This window comes from Sinomicrobium pectinilyticum, from assembly GCF_003725735.1.
Lineage (GTDB): Bacteria > Bacteroidota > Bacteroidia > Flavobacteriales > Flavobacteriaceae > Sinomicrobium > Sinomicrobium pectinilyticum.
The window spans coordinates 58713-76582 of record NZ_RJTM01000028.1; the positions used below are offsets into that span (position 1 = coordinate 58713).

15 protein-coding genes are annotated in these 17870 nt (G+C 44.6%); 13 read left to right on the forward strand and 2 right to left on the reverse strand.

Features of this window, described 5'->3' with window-relative positions; genetic code table 11:
- Positions 1 to 6: 6 nt before the first annotated feature.
- Positions 7 to 1473, reverse strand: coding sequence for a sodium:solute symporter (locus tag ED312_RS05225; RefSeq protein ID WP_123214953.1), 1467 nt, complete (start codon positions 1471 to 1473; stop codon positions 7 to 9).
- Positions 1474 to 1652: 179 nt separating this feature from the next.
- Here ED312_RS05225 and recR point away from each other — a divergent pair, with 179 nt between their 5' ends.
- The 13 genes from recR to rimO all read left to right on the forward strand — a co-directional run bounded on the left by recR (position 1653) and on the right by rimO (position 15391).
- Entirely contained in the window at positions 1653 to 2270 is a 618-nt protein-coding gene (recR, locus tag ED312_RS05230; protein ID WP_123214954.1) for a recombination mediator RecR, read from the forward strand.
- Between the two features lie 125 nt (positions 2271 to 2395).
- Positions 2396 to 3712: a dihydrolipoamide acetyltransferase family protein gene (locus tag ED312_RS05235; protein ID WP_123214955.1), complete on the forward strand. Its 1317-nt coding sequence runs from the start codon at positions 2396 to 2398 to the stop codon at positions 3710 to 3712.
- A gap of 142 nt (positions 3713 to 3854) precedes the next feature.
- The gene (locus tag ED312_RS05240; RefSeq protein ID WP_123214956.1) at positions 3855 to 4631 is read left to right on the forward strand and encodes a 3'-5' exonuclease; all 777 of its coding nucleotides are present in this window, start codon (positions 3855 to 3857) and stop codon (positions 4629 to 4631) included.
- Between the two features lie 7 nt (positions 4632 to 4638).
- Positions 4639 to 5583: a carboxypeptidase-like regulatory domain-containing protein gene (locus ED312_RS05245; protein WP_170164448.1), complete on the forward strand. Its 945-nt coding sequence runs from the start codon at positions 4639 to 4641 to the stop codon at positions 5581 to 5583.
- A 162-nt stretch (positions 5584 to 5745) separates the two neighbouring features.
- Positions 5746 to 6354, forward strand: coding sequence for a fumarylacetoacetate hydrolase family protein (locus ED312_RS05250; RefSeq protein ID WP_123214958.1), 609 nt, complete (start codon positions 5746 to 5748; stop codon positions 6352 to 6354).
- Between the two features lie 49 nt (positions 6355 to 6403).
- Positions 6404 to 6742: an Hpt domain-containing protein gene (locus ED312_RS05255; RefSeq protein ID WP_123214959.1), complete on the forward strand. Its 339-nt coding sequence runs from the start codon at positions 6404 to 6406 to the stop codon at positions 6740 to 6742.
- Positions 6742 to 7989: a competence/damage-inducible protein A gene (locus ED312_RS05260; RefSeq protein WP_123214960.1), complete on the forward strand. Its 1248-nt coding sequence runs from the start codon at positions 6742 to 6744 to the stop codon at positions 7987 to 7989. Before ED312_RS05255 ends, ED312_RS05260 begins: the two co-directional genes overlap by 1 nt.
- 76 nt (positions 7990 to 8065) lie before the next feature.
- Complete coding sequence (gene rpmB / locus ED312_RS05265) at positions 8066 to 8302, forward strand: 50S ribosomal protein L28 (RefSeq protein ID WP_123214961.1); 237 nt, start codon at positions 8066 to 8068, stop codon at positions 8300 to 8302.
- 27 nt (positions 8303 to 8329) lie between these two features.
- Positions 8330 to 8512, forward strand: a complete 183-nt coding sequence (gene rpmG / locus ED312_RS05270; RefSeq protein WP_112373121.1) for a 50S ribosomal protein L33 — start codon at positions 8330 to 8332, stop codon at positions 8510 to 8512.
- Positions 8513 to 8552: 40 nt separating this feature from the next.
- Entirely contained in the window at positions 8553 to 8705 is a 153-nt protein-coding gene (locus ED312_RS05275; protein WP_123214962.1) for a DUF4295 domain-containing protein, read from the forward strand.
- 220 nt (positions 8706 to 8925) lie between these two features.
- Positions 8926 to 9879 (forward strand): signal recognition particle-docking protein FtsY, encoded by a 954-nt coding sequence (gene ftsY / locus ED312_RS05280; RefSeq protein ID WP_123214963.1) that lies wholly within the window; start codon positions 8926 to 8928, stop codon positions 9877 to 9879.
- Positions 9880 to 10736: 857 nt separating this feature from the next.
- Positions 10737 to 13973 carry a S41 family peptidase gene (locus tag ED312_RS05285; protein ID WP_123214964.1) on the forward strand — a complete coding sequence of 1079 codons (3237 nt, stop codon included), beginning with the start codon at positions 10737 to 10739 and terminating at the stop codon, positions 13971 to 13973.
- 104 nt (positions 13974 to 14077) lie between these two features.
- Entirely contained in the window at positions 14078 to 15391 is a 1314-nt protein-coding gene (rimO, locus tag ED312_RS05290) for a 30S ribosomal protein S12 methylthiotransferase RimO (RefSeq protein WP_123214965.1), read from the forward strand.
- A gap of 265 nt (positions 15392 to 15656) precedes the next feature.
- On the opposite strand, the gene ED312_RS05295 is transcribed toward rimO, so the two are convergent.
- Positions 15657 to 17573 (reverse strand): TlpA disulfide reductase family protein, encoded by a 1917-nt coding sequence (locus ED312_RS05295; protein ID WP_123214966.1) that lies wholly within the window; start codon positions 17571 to 17573, stop codon positions 15657 to 15659.
- Positions 17574 to 17870 lie beyond the last annotated feature (297 nt).

Below are 17870 nucleotides of genomic sequence, written 5' to 3' on the forward strand. Positions count from 1 at the left end.
TGATGATTACGATACCGGGGGAAGTTCCCGGGGATCCTTTCTGATGAGTAATGCAAGTCCGCAGAAAGTAAGGAACCCGTTAAGTATGAGTATGATGAACCCGAATTCGAATCCGAACAATACCCGCATGCGATCGGCAATGACATACGATAGAACGGGGGAGAGAATGGCAACAAAGGGAACCAGTTTGTCCCGCACTTTCCACCGGGTAAAAAGCCCGAAGCTGTACAGGCCGAGTAGCGGGCCGTACGTATATCCTGCAAAGACAAAAAGTTTGGCAATAACACTTTCGTTCTTTATGATGTATTTGAATATAACAATCACAAGTATAAGCAGTAGGGAGATGATAATATGTACTCTTTTACGGATACGCACCTGTTTTTTTTCGTCATATCTTTTTTCTATATCAAGGATGTCCACACTAAAAGAGGTGGTCAATGAGGTCAGGGCACTGTCCGCACTGCTGTAAGCGGCTGCTATGAGTCCGATGAGAAAAAACACGAACACTCCCGTACCGAGATAGTCTTTGGCGAGCACCGGGAACAATTCGTCTTTATGGGCATCAATACCATTTTTTTGAGCGTAGACGGTAAGGAGAAGTCCCAGGGACAGGAAAAAAAAGTTGACTATAGTAAGAACTATCGTAAACCATAGCATGTTTTTCTGTGCATCTTTCAGGCTTTTGCAGGTGAGGTTCTTCTGCATCATATCCTGGTCCAGTCCGGTCATTACCACGGCAATAAAAGCCCCGGAAAAAAACTGTTTCCAGAAATAATCGGCACTTTTGAAGTCGTCGAAAAAAAACATCCTGGAAAATTCGCTCTGCGATAAATATCTGACAACCCCTATCTCGCCGATAGCAAGATCCTGGTAAACGGAATATGTGGCCACACCTACGGCAATAAGCATAAACAAGGTTTGTAATGTGTCTGTCCAGACAATGGTTTTAATGCCCGATTTAAAAGTGTACAGCCATATGAGGGCAATGGTCAGGGTGACTGTTGCCCAGAAAGGGATGCCCATTTCGTCAAAGAGGATCACCTGCAGTACGTTAGCGATCAAAAATAACCGGAAACTGGCACCTACGACCCTCGAAATGAGAAAAAAAGAAGCCCCGGTTTTGTAACTGCTATTGCCGAAACGCTCGCCGAGATAGGTATATATGGAAGTGAGATTTAACCGGTAGTAAAGCGGGAGGAGCACAGTTCCAATGATCAGGTATCCGAGGATATACCCGAAAACTACTTGCATATAACTGAACTGGGATGCTTCTACCCATCCGGGTACGGAAATAAAAGTAACACCGCTCAATGAGGCCCCGATCATTCCGAATGCTACCACATACCAGGGTGATTGTCGTTTTGCCTTGAAAAAAGTTTCGTTGTTGTCGCCATCTTTCCCGGTGAGGTAGGATATGAAGATCAGTAGTCCGAAGTAGGCTGCAATAATGAGGAGTATATGTGTCGGTTGCATAAAAAATCGGATTTTTTCCGGCGACCAAAGTACGAAAAAGAATAATGAGATAATTCGATAATGAGTTAATGAGGTAATTGTTAAATTAGACCTTTTATTAAATTGTCACATTGGTATATTAACGAATTATCTCATTTCCCAAAGTTAAACTCTATTTCGAATTTCGTATTTTTGCGGGTATGGAATTCTCCTCTAAACTATTGGAAAATGCGGTACGGGAAATGTCGCAGCTTCCCGGTATAGGCAAGCGTACGGCCCTGCGGCTTGTATTGCATTTGCTGCGGCAACCTGCGGAACAGACAGAAAGGCTGGCTTTTGCCCTCCGAAGCCTGAGGAATGAAGTGAAGTATTGCAGGAACTGTCATAATATCTCGGATACGGACCTTTGTGAGATATGTGCTAATCCTAAACGGGACGAGTCCCTGGTTTGTGTGGTTGAAGATATCCGTGATGTCATGGCAATAGAAAATACCAGCCAGTACAAAGGACTGTATCATGTTTTGGGAGGAAAAATATCTCCTTTGGACGGGGTGGGACCGAATAATCTGAATATTTCCACGTTAATAAATAAAGTAAAGGAAGGTCAGGTCAGAGAGGTGATATTTGCCCTGAGTTCCACTATGGAAGGAGATACCACCAATTTTTATATCTATAAGCAGATAGAAGCCTATGGCGTAACGACTTCTACGATCGCCAGGGGTATAGCCGTCGGAGATGAATTGGAATACGCGGATGAGATTACCCTCGGGCGCAGTATATTGCACCGTATTCCGTTTGAGAATTCGCTCAAAGGATGAGCCAAAAAGAAAGGTCCGGAAAATCCGGAATTGAAAGAAAATAAAATAATTTATTTTCAGTAAAAAAAGGTTTTTTTGATTAATTTCGCAATCGAAAAACGATAAAGCATCTTTAAAATATAAATATGGCAAAATTTGAACTTAAATTGCCCAAAATGGGAGAAAGTGTTGCGGAAGCAACCATTACATCATGGCTCAAAGAAGTCGGAGATACCATTGAAATGGATGAGGCAGTTTTAGAGATAGCTACGGATAAAGTGGATTCCGAAGTGCCCAGTGAAGTAGAAGGGGTGCTGTTGGAAAAACGTTTTGATGTGGATGATGTGGTTCAGGTAGGACAGGTCATTGCCGTAATAGAAACAGAAGGAGAAGGTGGGGTTGCCGATAAGGAAGAAGTTGCGGAAGCTGCCGTATCGGAAGTGGAAAAGACTTTCGAAGCAGCTAAAGAAACAGCGGCACCTGCAATAGCCGGACCGGTGGATTTTTCCGCTTCAGAAAGGTTTTATTCTCCCCTGGTTAAGAATATAGCAAAAGAAGAAGGTATATCCCTGGAGGAGCTGGAACACATACCCGGGTCCGGGAAAAACGGCAGGGTAACCAAAAACGATATTCTGGGTTATCTGGAAAACCGGGGAGCACAAAAACAAGTTACAGGAAAGACTGCCCCTGCAGCAGGAAGTTCAGAAAAAACAGAACCCGTAGAGGCGGCACCTCAGGTTGCCGTAAGCAGTGGAGAGGATGAGATCATAGAGATGGACCGTATGCGGAAACTGATCTCACACCATATGATACAAAGCGTACAAACATCCGCTCACGTACAGAGTTTTGTGGAAGTAGACGTTACCAATATTGTAAACTGGCGCAATAAGAAAAAGGGAGAATTTGAAAAAAGGGAAGGGGAGAAACTGACTTTTACCCCTATCTTTATGGAAGCCGTAGCCAGGGCCCTGCGCGATTTTCCGATGATGAATATTTCCGTAGAAGGGGATAAGATCATTAAAAAGAAAAATATAAACCTGGGAATGGCGGCAGCCCTGCCCAACGGTAATCTTATAGTGCCCGTTATCCGTAATGCCGATCAGCTGAATCTTGTGGGACTGGCCAGGCAGGTAAACGACCTTGCCGGGAGGGCCAGGCAAAATAAACTTAAACCGGACGAAGTGCAGGGTGGCACTTATACCGTGACCAATGTGGGGACTTTCGGAAGTGTTATGGGGACTCCTATTATCAATCAGCCCCAGGTAGGTATATTGGCCCTTGGAGCTATCCGGAAAGTACCTGCCGTAATAGAAACTCCCGAAGGTGATTTTATCGGTATACGGCACAGGATGTTCCTGTCCCATAGTTATGATCACAGGGTGGTTGACGGTGCCCTGGGCGGAATGTTTGTAAAGCGGGTGGCCGACTACCTGGAGGCGTGGGACCCGGAAAGAACAATATAAACCGCAGAGGCATACATCCCTATGTTTCTGCTGTGAATAATTACAGCGATGAGTATTAAAAAACCCCGGCATTGTTCGGGGTTTTCTTTTGCAATCAGTATATTTACCATAATTTAAAGACTCGAAATTCTTAATTTTAATAATGGAACTTAAACTCACCAGACCTATTTGTTTTTTTGACCTGGAAACTACCGGGACCGACGTGGCTAAAGACCGGATTGTGGAAATATCCATCCTTAAAGTATACCCTAACGGAAATAAGGAGAGCAAAACCTGGTTGGTCAACCCGGAAATGCCCATACCCGAACATTCGACTGCTATTCATGGTATTACGGATGAAAAAGTGGCTGACGAACCTACATTTAAACAGCTGTCCCGCGAGATATACAATATGATAAAAGACAGTGATCTGGCCGGATATAATTCCAATCGTTTTGATATCCCCCTTCTTGCAGAGGAGATGTTGCGTGCCGAAGTGGATTTTGAAATGAAGAACCGCCTGGCCGTAGATGTGCAGACTATCTTTCACATGATGGAAAAACGCACCCTGGAAGCTGCATATAAGTTTTACTGCGACAAAAGCCTGGATAATGCACACTCTGCCGAAGCAGATACGACCGCTACATACGAGGTGCTGAAATCACAGCTGGACCGGTATGAGGAACTGCAGAACGATATAAAATTCCTTTCCGAATTTACTACCCGGAAACAGACCGCCGATTTCGCCGGTTACATTACCTATAATGAAGAAGGTGTGGAAATTTTTTCTTTTGGCAAGCACAAAGGAAGGCTTGTAGAAGAAGTCCTGGAAAAAGAACCGGGATATTTCGGCTGGCTTTTGAATGCCGATTTCCCGCTCTATACCAAAAAAGTGCTTACCGGCATAAAATTGCGAAAACTAAACAATAAACTTCTGTAAATACCCGGTGAAACACTTTCTGTATACCTTATTGTTCTTTTCATGCGGGATACTGGCCCAGGAAAAGGCCGTTACGGGAAGTGTGCTGAATGAAGACACCGGTGAACCGGTTCCCTTTGCACATCTTATTCTGGCAGGAAAAACATCCGGAACATCAACGGATGAAAACGGTAATTTCCACTGGGTTCCGGGAGAAAGCGACGAAGATGTCATGGTGCGGTTCAGTTGTGTGGGGTTTAAGTCCAGAATGTTGCCTTTGTCCGTATTATCCAGAGCAAGAGTTTATCTGGAACCGGATGTCGAAGCATTGAAGGAAGTAGAAGTTTATCTTGTAAAAGGTACCGACCATAAGAATATAAACGGTTTTTCCGGTAAAAGGTCCATAGGTCTCGGGAATTTCAGTGGAGGGGCGTATCCTTCTGCCGTAGCTAAATATTATGAAAAACCACGTAATTTTGCAGGAAATTGTTTTTTAGAAAATATACAGGTCCGGTTTTATCCTGCGCGGGAGCAAAACAATATTGCTGCAGTGTTTCGCCTCCGTATACTGGAGGTTACCCCTGAAGGTAAACCGGGTAAGGACCTGTTGCCGGATAACCTTATTGTAAGGAGGGAACCATTGAGTTTCAAAACAGAGATAAACCTGTTACCATATCATATCCGTATACCGGATGATGGTTTCTTTGTGGCGGTAGAGCACCTTTTTATAAAGGAGAACGCTTATAAGGAGACCAGGACACTGGGGATAAATGATACGCTGACGTATGATAATGTGTCTGTAGTAAAGTATGCCCCGGTTTTTAAAGGCGTTCTGGAATGGGATGATGAAAATTTCCGGTCCTACTATCGCAGTACCGACGGATGGAAGAAAATGAACCGGCTGGATACTTCCGATCCTGTCTTTGGCAACAGGATACCGGTTCCCGCCTTTAAGCTGAAGATAACAAATTAAAGATATCTGGTGTGCAACCCGGAAAACCATAAATACAAATAAAACCGACATGATTAAAATAATTTTTAAGGCACAAGTACGCATAATTGTTTTAATCTTCGAATCTTCCCGACGGTCGGATAGAGGTTTCGTATGACCATTGAAAAAACAATAAAAAGACATATGAAAATAATCTGTATAGGTAGGAATTATACCGATCATATTAAAGAATTGGCCAATGAACGTCCGGCCGCCCCCGTGATATTTATAAAGCCGGATACGGCCCTGTTGCGGGAAAAGGATTTTTATATCCCCGGTTTCAGTGAGGACATACACTACGAAGTAGAATTGCTCGTGAAAATAAACAAGGTGGGGAAACATATCGATGCCAGGTTTGCACATAAATATTATGACGAAATAGGGCTCGGGATCGATTTTACCGCGAGAGATGTACAGGGTATGCTTAAAGAAAAAGGGCTGCCCTGGGAAAAAGCAAAGGCTTTTGACGGATCGGCAGTGGTGGGGAACTGGGAGTCCAAAACAAAGCATCCTGATATCAATAATATCCGTTTTCGCCTGGAAAAGAACGGAGATGTTGTACAGGAGGGAAATACGGAACTGATGCTTTGGAAAGTAGATGAACTTATAGCTTATATTTCGGGGTATTTTACGCTGAAAAAGGGTGATATTATTTTTACCGGTACACCGGCAGGAGTAGGTAAAGTGGATCCGGGCGACTTCCTCGAAGGTTTTCTGGAAGATAAAAGCTCATTTGCCCTGAATATAAAATAAAATAATTCCTTTAAGGAGAAGTGTCGCTTATATATTAAAAAGAAATAATATGCCATACAGTTTGGAAAAATTGGAAGAACTGTCCGACGGAGACAGGGATTTTATAACTTCGGTTGTATCCGTGTTTGTAGAAGAAACGCCTGCGGATATGAAGGAGTTGGAACAGGCCGTGCAAACAGGCGATTTTGACGCGATATACAGACATGCCCATAAGATAAAACCCAATGTGGATCTGCTTGGTATGGAAGAAACCACCTCGTTGATACGTGTCCTGGAAACAAAAGCCAAAGAGCATACGGATATTTCCGGTATAAAAGGTATGTATGCGGAAGTAAAGGAGCAGATACGGGAAGTCATAACGGAATTAAAAACGGATTTTGCACTGTAATGCAGGCAGAGATTATTACTATCGGGGACGAGATCCTCATCGGGCAGATTGTAGATACCAATTCCGCATACATTGCTGCGGAACTGAATAAGATCGGAATTTCGGTTTACCAGGTTACTTCTGCCCAGGACAACAGGGAGCACATCCTAAAAACCCTGGAAGAAGCCCGTCGCCGTACTAATATAATCATTATTACCGGTGGACTGGGGCCTACCAGAGATGATGTTACCAAGCATACGCTTTGCGAGTTCTTTGGGGATATCCTGGTGCAGGACCAGAAAGTCCTTGCGCATATAGAAGAATTGTTTGCGAAGCACATAAACACACCGATATCGAACCTGAACCGGAGCCAGGCTATGGTGCCCTCCGGGGCCGAGGTACTTATGAACAGGTACGGTACTGCACCCGGAATGTGGTTTGAAAAGGAAGGAGTGGTGTATATATCTCTTCCCGGTGTGCCCTATGAAATGAAAGCGCTGATGCAGGGAGAAGTGCTTCCGAGGCTAAGGGAAAACTACGACAGGCCTTATATTTTACATCGTACCATTATTACTTATGGGATGGGGGAAAGCGATATAGCCAATAGTATTGCCGACTGGGAAAATGCCCTGCCTTCCTTTGTAAAACTTGCGTATTTGCCTCAAATAGGAAAAGTACGTCTTCGTCTGACTGCAAAAGGGACCGATAAGGAGTTTATAGAATCGGTAGTTTCCGATAAGGTACATGAACTTTATGGACTTATAGGAGACATTATATACGACCTGGAAAGCGACGAGCCTTTGGAAGTCTTGCTGGGAAAATTGCTCGCAGATAAAAAAAAGACACTGGCTGCTGCCGAAAGCTGTACCGGAGGGATGGTATCGGAACGGATGACCTCGGCACCCGGGGCATCGGTTTATTTTCGCGGAGGAGTGGTGAGCTATGCCACGGAAACAAAAGCGGATGTGCTCGGTGTGCCGCAGGAATTGATAGACAAGCACAGTGTAGTGAGTGCGGAGGTCGCCGAGGCCATGGCCACAGGAGTGCGAAAATTGCTCAAATCGGACTTTGCCGTGTCTACTACGGGCAATGCGGGCCCGACCAAGGGAGATTCCGATGCGGAAATTGGTACTGTGTACATAGGGATAGCAACTCCGAAAGGTGTGTATTCCCAAAAATTCAACTTTGGAAATCACCGCGAAAAGGTACTGAATAAGGCAGTGAACAAGACATTGGAAATGCTTTGGGAAGAAATTTTAAAAAATTAATGCAGGCATTTGTCTGTCAGCGAAAAAATTCGTTAATTTGCACCCTGTTTTTAGATAACACAAAAGTATAGAAGAAATGTCAAGAGTTTGTGAGCTTACCGGAAAAAGGGCAATGGTGGGGAACAATGTTTCTCACGCCATGAACAAGACAAAGCGTAAATTTAATGTTAACCTTACTAAAAAACGCTTTTATATTCCAGAAGAAGACCGTTGGGTCACTTTGAAGATTTCTACTTCCGCATTGAAGACCATCAATAAAAAAGGTATATCCGCGGTGTTGAAAGAAGCAAGGGCTAAAGGATATTACAAATAATCGTTTTTTTAAGAAAAGCATAGAGAGATGGCAAAGAAAGGTAACAGAATACAGGTGATATTGGAGTGCACAGAGCACAAGGAGTCAGGTATGCCTGGAACGTCAAGATACATTACCACAAAGAACAAGAAGAATACTCCGGATAGGCTGGAAATCAAAAAATTCAACCCTATCCTGAAGAGGATGACAGTTCACAAAGAAATTAAATAATTAGATATTTTCGCAGAAAATATCAAATAACGTTAGAGTCATGGCAAAGAAAACCGTAGCAACCTTACAGACTAAGTCCAAGAGATTGAGCAAGGCCATTAAAATGGTGAAATCTCCGAAAACAGGCGCATATACTTTTGTAGAATCAGTTATGGATCCTTCACTGGTTAATGACTGGTTGAGCAAACAGTAAAAAAAAGTTCACAATATTTTTATATATCAGCTACTTTCATACCGAAAGTAGCTTTTTGTTTTTATATCTTTGAGGGGTGTAAAAGGTCATTAAGGTTATTTCGTTATTCGGATTGTTGGAATACCGGAATGCTGTGCCCCGGAATTATCTTCAATAATCCGCGAACCTATCGATCCGTAACTATTATGACCCGTAACTCAGCAACCCAATAACCCGATTCATGAATTTATTTAAGAAAATATTCTCTTCAGAAAAAAAAGAGACCCTGGATAAAGGCCTGGAGAAAACCAAAACCAGTTTTTTCGGCAAGTTGAGTAAAGCGGTAGCCGGGAAGTCGAAAGTAGATGATGAGGTACTGGATAACCTCGAAGAAGTACTGGTAAGCAGTGATGTCGGTGTAAATACCACCCTGAAGATCATAGAACGTATAGAAGAACGTGTTTCCAGGGACAAATATCTGGGGACCGAAGAGCTCAACAGGATACTCCGCGAGGAAATTGCCGGATTATTGTCAGAAACCAATACCGGGGAAGCTACCGAATTTACAATACCCCAGGATAAAAAACCTTATGTTATGATGGTGGTAGGAGTGAATGGCGTAGGGAAAACCACCACTATCGGTAAGCTGGCCTATCAGTTCAAGAAACAGGGAAAAAAGGTGGTATTGGGTGCTGCCGATACCTTCAGGGCTGCAGCTATAGACCAGTTGCAGATATGGGCAGACCGGGTTGATGTACCGATCGTAAGACAGAATATGGGAAGCGATCCGGCTTCGGTGGCCTTTGACACCCTGAAATCTGCCGTAACCCAGGATGCCGATGTGGTCATCATAGATACCGCCGGGCGCTTGCATAATAAGGTTAACCTGATGAACGAATTATCCAAGGTAAAAAGGGTGATGCAAAAAGTTGTAGACGATGCCCCGCATGATGTTCTGCTTGTGCTTGACGGGTCTACCGGGCAGAATGCCTTTGAACAGGCCAAACAATTTACAAAAGCAACCGAAGTGACCTCGCTGGCCGTGACCAAACTCGACGGAACAGCCAAGGGAGGAGTGGTGATAGGCATTTCCGATCAGTTCCGTATCCCCGTTAAATATATTGGTGTCGGGGAGGGGATTGAAGACCTCCAGGTATTTAATAAATATGAATTTGTGGATTCTTTCTTTAAATAAATCCGTTTCCGGATAAAAATATACTTTGTCTTTTCGATCTTAGTACACAACAAAATTCAATGTGACGGGATTTTATTCTTCAGAGAGTTCTGATATTATCGGGATGAAGAGGGAATCCTATGGAGTTATAACAGAGTATATAGAGCAGAAAAACCAAAAGGCTCCTCCGTTCAGATGAAGGGAGGTGGCTCATCCATGATGAGACGGAGGGTTTGATCTCCCGGACCATGGATATCATCGGAAACACCAGGGTGTATACAACCAAAGTTCGGGCTGGTCAAAACTCCCTGTCCCGCAAAGCGGCCCATGCCTTTTTCAATCCGGCTCAGCACGGCGTCTTCTCTCCATAATTATCGGGATGAAGAGAGAAATCCTTTGAAGTTATAACGGAGTAAACAGGGCAGAAAAAACCAAAAGGCTCCTCCCTTCAGATGAAGGGAGGTGGCTCATCTATGATGAGACGGAGGGTTTGATCTCCCGGACCATGGATATCCCCGCAAACATCAGGGTATATACAGTCAAAGTTCGGGCTGATCAAAATTCCCTGTCCCGCAAAGCGACCCACGCCTTCTTCAATCCGGCTCAGCAGGGCGTCTTCTCCCGATCCTGCTGATTATCGGGAAGGGTAAAACCGATTTCCCGACAAATAGTGCTAAAATCCAATTTCCGACGGTTTACGATACTTGTTCTTAGGCCTCCGGATATACTTCACGGGGATAAGGACACAACGCTTTAGACAGTTCGTTTTTATTTGTTAAAAAATGTTAACGGATATTATATATGTAACAAAATGCAGTAAACTGCGTCCTTATAAGATACATTAACACTTTTTTAAACTAACTAAATCTCCGATTTTCATGAAAAAAATCAGTTTGGCAATAATGGTCTGTCTCCTGACAGGATCGTTATTCGCCCAGGAAAACGCACGTTGGTTGCGGTATCCTTCTATTTCCCCGGATGGAAAGACTATAGTTTTTGGTTATATGGGAAACCTGTATCGTACGGGGACCGAAGGGGGCATAGCCGTTCCCATTACCGTTGGAGAGGCTTATGATATGAGGCCGGTATGGAGCCACGACGGAAATACCATAGCTTTTTCCAGCAACCGCTACGGGAATTTTGATGTTTATACCATGCCCGCAACAGGAGGCACTCCCGTAAGGCTTACCTACAACAGTGCGGACGACCTGCCTTACGATTTTACTCCGGACAACAGTTCCGTCCTTTTCGGAAGTGGCAGGAACGCTCCTTCTCAAAGCGTGCGTTTCCCCATGTCTCGTCTTTTTAACAACCTATATACCGTTCCTGTGAAAGGAGGGAGGCCTGTGCTGGTCACTGCGGCAGGCATAAGTGAAGCCCGCTATAACCGCGATGGCACCAGGATTGTGTTTGAAGACAGAAAGGGATATGAAGATCCCTGGAGAAAGCATCATACATCATCCGTGACCAGGGATATATGGCTGTTTGACCCGGCAGGTGACACCTATAAAAAACTCAGTTCCTTTAAAGGAGAAGACCGGGACCCCGTGTTCGGCGCGGATAGTAATATGGTTTATTACCTGAATGAAAAAGACGGTACCCAAAACCTTTACGAAATGTCCCTGTCCGGCAATACCGAAAAGCAGCTTACTGCCTTTACCGGTTTTCCCGTGCGCCACCTGAGTATTGCGGACGACAATACCATAGCGTTCACATGGAAAGGAGATGTGTATGTGATGAAACCGGGAAGGACACCTGTAAAACTGGATATAAAGGTGATGGATGATGCAGCTTTTCAGGTTGTGGAGAACATGGATATCAATAGCGTGACGGAATTTGCAGTAAGTCCTAACGGAAAAGAAATAGCTTTTGTAAACCGTGGTGAAGTATTTGTGACCGGAACAGATGATTCCAGGACAAAAAGAGTGACAAACACCCCGGAACAGGAAAGGATGATCAACTGGTCTCCCGACGGCAAGACACTGCTTTTCTCCGGAGAACGGGATGGCAGCTGGAACATATATAAAATAACGCTCCGCAGACCGGATGAGAAGTATTTTTATGCCGCTACCGTGCTGGAGACGGAAGCCGTTGTAGCTACGGAAGCCGAAGAGTTTCAGCCGCAGTATGCTCCTGATGGAAAGAAAATAGCATTTATCGAAGAGCGGAATATACTGAAAGTGCTCGATATGGATACGGGGCAAAAAGTAACCGTACTCCCCGAAGGACGGAACTTTTCTTATAGTGACGGAGATTGGTCCTTTCAATGGAGCCCCGACAGTAAATGGCTGCTGGTAGATGATAGTAAAGGTTATTTTGTACGCCGCAATACGGCATTGTTAAAAGCAGATGGGACGGGCGATATTTTCCACCCGGTAAACGGAGGTTTTGGCGAAGAATCTCCCAAATGGGGACCCGAAGGAAAAATGATGACGTACATGAGTAGCCGTGAAGGCAGAAAATCACTCGCTTACCAGGGAAGCAGGGAGTCGGACATTTATGCCGTTTTCTTCGACCAGGAAGCCTATGACCGTTATTCCCTGAGTAAGGAAGAATTCGAACTTGTAAAAGAGAAAGAAGAGGAAGAGAAGAAGGAAAAAGAAGAAAAGGACGATAAAAAGTCAAAGAAAAAGGATAAGGATAAAAAGAAAGAGGATAAAAAACTGGTCCTGGACCTTGATAACCTGGATAACCGGAAGGTAAAGCTTACCATAAACAGTTCCAGTATCAGCGATTATGTGCTGAACAAGGAAGGTGACAAAGTGTATTACCTCGCCGCCTTTGAAAAGGGATATGACCTCTGGGTCACCGAACCGCGGACCCGTGAGACCAAGGTATTGGCCAAAATGGGAGGAAGTCCCAGCGGTATTGAGATCAGTGAAGACGGAAAAACGCTGTACCTGAGTAACAGGGGCAAACTGGTGAAGGTAGATGCCGAAAGCGGAAAGGTGGAAAACATCAGTATAGATGCCGATATGGCCGTAAATGCCGCTGCCGAACGCCGGTATATGTTCAGCCACATGTGGCGCCAGGTGAAGAAAAAGTTTTACGATCCGGATATTCATGGTATCGACTGGCAGATGTACTACGATGAATATGGAAGATTCCTGCCGCATATCAATAACAACTACGACTTTCAGGAATTGCTGAGTGAATTTTTAGGGGAACTGAACGCATCACATACCGGCGGCAGGTTTTATGCGGATACTTCAAAAGGAGATCATACCGCTTCCCTGGGGCTTTTGTTTGATGAGAAATACACCGGTGAAGGCATCCGGATTTCCGAAGTGATTCCGGGCGGCCCGCTGAACACGGCGCTCAGTAAAATAAAGGCCGGAGATATCCTGATAAAGGTCAATGGTGAAGAGATCGGTGCCGGGGAAAACTGGAATAAATACCTGCTGAACATTCAGGATAAAAATGTACTGCTTACCGTTAAGAGAGGCAGTAAGACTTTTGAAGAGCCGGTAAAACCCGTTTCCCTGGGGAAAGAAAACGGACTTATGTATCGCCGGTGGGTGAAAAGCATGGAAAAGATGGTGGATTCCCTGAGTGGCGGAAAACTTGGTTATGTACACATACAGGGAATGAACGACGGCAGTTTCCGTGACGTATATGAAAATGTACTCGGAAAAAACCTGGGTAAAAAAGCCCTGGTCGTGGATACCCGCTTTAACGGTGGCGGTTGGTTACACGACGATCTCAATACCTTTCTCAGCGGTAAAGAATACCTGAAATTCGCCCCGCAGGGACACATTGTGGAAGGAGGAGAACCGATGTCGCGCTGGACTAAACCCAGTATAGTGGTAATGAGCGAAGGAAATTACAGCGATGCATTTATCTTTCCGTATGTGTATAAGCAGAACGGTATCGGTAAACTGGTAGGTATGCCGGTAGCGGGAACAGGAACCGCCGTATGGTGGGAACGCCAGATAGACCCGTCCATAGTATTCGGTATACCGATGGTGGCCACAATAGGAAAAGAAGCCAGGCCCACCGAAAACCTGGAACTGGAACCGGATATCCTGGTGCCGTTGCCCTACAACGACTTTCTTGGCGGTAAGGACCCCCAGCTCGAAGCAGCGGTTAGGGAATTACTGAAAGAAATAAAATAGAAGAAGAAAGCCCGGTGCGGACCACCGGGCTTTTTAATTTTTCGCCTATAGGGTAAATATGTCCGGCATCTTCCGTACTTTTGCACTCCTAATACGGCAATGCAATGAGGACCAAGTCTCTGAAAAAGAATAAAATAAATGTAGTTACCCTGGGATGTTCCAAGAATGTTTACGACAGTGAAATCTTGATGGGGCAGTTAAAGGCCAGTGGTAAGGATGTTGTTCATGAAGAAGAAGGTAATATAGTGGTGATCAATACCTGCGGCTTTATTAATAATGCCAAGGAAGAAAGTGTGAACACCATACTCGAATATGTTCAGAAAAAAGAAGAGGGCGCCGTAGATAAGGTTTTTGTTACCGGATGTCTCAGCGAGCGCTACAAACCGGACCTGGAGAAGGAGATCCCCCATGTGGACCAGTATTTCGGCACCTCCGATCTCCCTGTTCTTTTAAAAGCGTTGGGAGCTGATTATAAACACGAGCTCGTAGGGGAACGGCTTACCACAACGCCGAAGAACTACGCATATTTGAAAATAGCGGAAGGTTGTGACCGTCCCTGTTCGTTCTGCGCCATTCCCCTGATGCGGGGAAAACATCGCAGTACACCAATAGAGGACCTGGTTAAAGAAGCCGGAAAACTTGCCGAAAAAGGAGTAAAGGAACTGATCCTTATCGCCCAGGACCTTACTTATTATGGTCTGGACCTTTATAAAAAGAGAAACCTGGCCGAACTGCTTCGCGAGCTTGTAAAGGTAGACGGTATTGAATGGATACGCTTGCACTACGCATTCCCCACCGGGTTTCCGATGGATGTCCTGGAAGTAATGAAGGAAGAACCTAAAGTATGTAATTACATAGATATTCCGCTTCAGCACATCGCCGATCCCATCCTGAAATCCATGCGGAGGGGGACCACCAAGGAAAAAACTACCGGACTACTCCGGGATTTCCGGAAAGCAGTGCCGGAAATGGCCATCCGTACCACATTAATAGTAGGATATCCGGGAGAAACCGAAGAAGATTTCCGGGTGCTGAAAGACTGGGTAAAAGAAATGCAGTTTGAAAGGCTGGGATGTTTTACCTATTCTCATGAAGAAAATACGCATGCCTATACCTTGGAGGATAATGTTCCGGAAGAGGTAAAACAACAACGAGCTGCCGAAATTATGGAGATCCAGTCGCAAATATCCTGGGAGCTGAACCAGGAAAAGATAGGGCGGACATTCCGTTGTATCATAGACCGGAAAGAAGGTAATTATTTTGTAGGCCGTACGGAATTCGATTCTCCCGATGTGGATAACGAAGTACTGATAGATGCTTCACAACATTATGTCCGTATAGGGGAATTTACAGACATTAACATCATAGATGCCTCCGATTTTGACCTGTATGGCGAACCGGTATCAAAATCAAATTAACCCGTTCCGGATTTCAAATCCGGGGGGCAGTAATGACAATTACATTGTAAATGATTATCTGGTAGCGCCCGGTTATTTAGCCCATACTCAATTTCCCGATAATCTATGTTAACTTCATAAACGGACCGGGTAAAAGCATATAGAAACCAAAGACATAACAGGTAGACACGGGATCAGGGCCTTTCCCTGAACCGGATAAGAAATATCAAATCCCAAATCCCGTAATTTTCCGGAATTTGGGATTTTTGATCTTTAGGGTTTTGTATTATGATTGCAGCAACTCTATCATAATATCCAGTTCTTCCACTAGTTTTTCGTTATTGCCGCTATAACCTACCGACCTGAAATTAATCCGGCCTTCCGGGCCTATGATGACTTTGGTGGGAATGCCCTCCACACCGTATTTATCTACAATGTCAAACTCCCTGCTGCCTTCTGAAACAGGAGTGTCCAGCAATACATGGAAGGTATATTGGTTTTGATCTATAAAATCCTTCACTTTCTTTAAGCGGGCTTTGGGTTTATCTCCCTCCCAGGTATCGATAAACAGGAATTCTACGCCAGGGTCGTCCTCGTATTTGGTAACCGCTTTTTGCATTCCGGGAAAAGAACTTTTGCAGGGGCCACACCAGGTAGCCCAGAAATCGAGGATAACTACTTTTCCTTTCATGGAACTCAGGGAAACATCGTCGCCATCCAGGTTTTTCAGGGAAAAAGCCGGAGCTTCTTCATCGAGCATATTTTTCTTTACTTCTTCCAGTATTTTGGCACGGGCAACTTTTTCGAGACCGGAGAGGTAGATGTCAAACCCTTCATCGGAACCTTTGTTTTCCGTATAGGCCGATTTCAGGTATTCTTTTATTTTTTCCGTCGAAACGCCTTCGCGGATAAATTCTTCCGCTTTTTCCTTTGCCGTACCATAATTTTCACTGGCCAGGAGAAACTGGACGTAACGCTCGTTGACTTCGGGAGATTTGCCTTCTCCTATGGCCTCTTCCTGGTATTTCACCGCCTCTTTCACCTGCCCCTGTTTAAACAGGATAAGGGCATAGGTATCGGCATACATCCGGTAACTGCCATCCAGGTTCTCTCTGTACTGGCTTTCGGACAGGTAGTCCGGTTTGTCTCCCGCACCTTGCCGGAGCGATTCGATGATGTCCAGTGACTTCTTGGACATTTCGGCAGCAAAATCGAGGTCTTTTCCTTCTTCGGCGAGTTTCCACGCTACGCTATTGTACAATGAGGTTTTATCCCTGCTTTCTTCGGATATCTGGTCAGCATATGTGGTAAAGGTTTCATAATCGCCACGGTCGGCATATTCCTTGGCCAGTATATATAGCATGAAATTTTTTCCATTCGTATCATTAAAGGAAGCTGCATACTCCTTGAACAAGGCTTCTCTCTTTGTAATATCCTTTTCATTGTAAAATGTTCGGGACAGCTTGTTTTTAGCTATTGTTCCTTTGGGATAATCGGCTATGGCTTTTTCTGTCAGGGCTTCCGCTACAGAATCATTGCCCATGATATTGTGCATAGCTACCAGGGTACTGTAATCTTTGTCAGTGAGTTCTTCACCGGTTTCGTAAGCTGCCATATATTCTTCGATCCATTTTTTTCCCTCCTCTTCGTCTTTCTTGTACAGTATTCGGGCATAGGTCTTATCCCAGATGTTCAATATATCCGGATGTTTCGCAAATTCCTGTTTGAACAGGGCGACCGATGAATCTTTTTCCATTTCCACACCGTGCGATTTTGCATAATAACTTTCGTAATAAGAAGCCATACTGGCCAGGGTACCTTTGAGCAATTCTCCTTCGTCCGTATAGAGAGGGAGTACGAAACCCTGCTTGTTGTTGCTGTCAAATTCGCTGTCCGTTTTAAAGGCAAAAGTGATGGCGGTAGCGGAGTCGGGGATGCGCAGGGCACCTTCCCATTTTCCCGAAACGTTCTTTACGGGGATATCCGCGGGATAGAAATTGTCGTTAACAGCATAATAGTAATAGGCTTTCGGGTCCTTTTTTTCGGTGGTATATATGATGTGCAGGGAATCCCCCGGACCCGGCTTTTCATTGGAAACATAAAGCGGCCCCAGGGTTTTTCCCTGTTCTTCCGCTTTATCGTTTTTACAGGAAATAATGAACAAGGCCATCATTGCAGTGAAAAAGCATGATATTGATTTCATAAGTAAAGTGTTTTCTGGTTAACGGATATTAATATACGACGATAAGTTAAAAAAGGCCCTTGTTTTCAGGTTAAAACATCATTTTTTAACAAAAACTAGGGGTTACTCAGAATATCTTACCTGTAACCCGGTGGCTTCGGTACATCCCGAACGGAGTTCGGGACACTCAGCCACCTCGCTTTGTGCTTGTCCTTCGGCTCTTGCAACCTGTAACCTGGAACAAAAAAATAATTCCCGCCCCCATTCAGATATACATCAGGACTTCTCAACTCCGAACTGTAACACGTTTACCGCTTA

Coding starts and splice junctions, on each gene's coding strand:
- ED312_RS05225 (WP_123214953.1), bottom strand. CDS start 1,473: ATGCAACCGACACATATACTCCTCATTATTGCAGCCTACTTCGGACTA.
- ED312_RS05240 (WP_123214956.1), top strand. CDS start 3,855: ATGGAACTTAAACTCACCAGACCTATTTGTTTTTTTGACCTGGAAACT.
- ftsY (WP_123214963.1), top strand. CDS start 8,926: ATGAATTTATTTAAGAAAATATTCTCTTCAGAAAAAAAAGAGACCCTG.
- rimO (WP_123214965.1), top strand. CDS start 14,078: ATGAGGACCAAGTCTCTGAAAAAGAATAAAATAAATGTAGTTACCCTG.
- ED312_RS05250 (WP_123214958.1), top strand. CDS start 5,746: ATGAAAATAATCTGTATAGGTAGGAATTATACCGATCATATTAAAGAA.
- ED312_RS05295 (WP_123214966.1), bottom strand. CDS start 17,573: ATGAAATCAATATCATGCTTTTTCACTGCAATGATGGCCTTGTTCATT.
- rpmG (WP_112373121.1), top strand. CDS start 8,330: ATGGCAAAGAAAGGTAACAGAATACAGGTGATATTGGAGTGCACAGAG.
- ED312_RS05255 (WP_123214959.1), top strand. CDS start 6,404: ATGCCATACAGTTTGGAAAAATTGGAAGAACTGTCCGACGGAGACAGG.
- ED312_RS05285 (WP_123214964.1), top strand. CDS start 10,737: ATGAAAAAAATCAGTTTGGCAATAATGGTCTGTCTCCTGACAGGATCG.
- rpmB (WP_123214961.1), top strand. CDS start 8,066: ATGTCAAGAGTTTGTGAGCTTACCGGAAAAAGGGCAATGGTGGGGAAC.
- ED312_RS05275 (WP_123214962.1), top strand. CDS start 8,553: ATGGCAAAGAAAACCGTAGCAACCTTACAGACTAAGTCCAAGAGATTG.
- ED312_RS05235 (WP_123214955.1), top strand. CDS start 2,396: ATGGCAAAATTTGAACTTAAATTGCCCAAAATGGGAGAAAGTGTTGCG.
- ED312_RS05260 (WP_123214960.1), top strand. CDS start 6,742: ATGCAGGCAGAGATTATTACTATCGGGGACGAGATCCTCATCGGGCAG.
- recR (WP_123214954.1), top strand. CDS start 1,653: ATGGAATTCTCCTCTAAACTATTGGAAAATGCGGTACGGGAAATGTCG.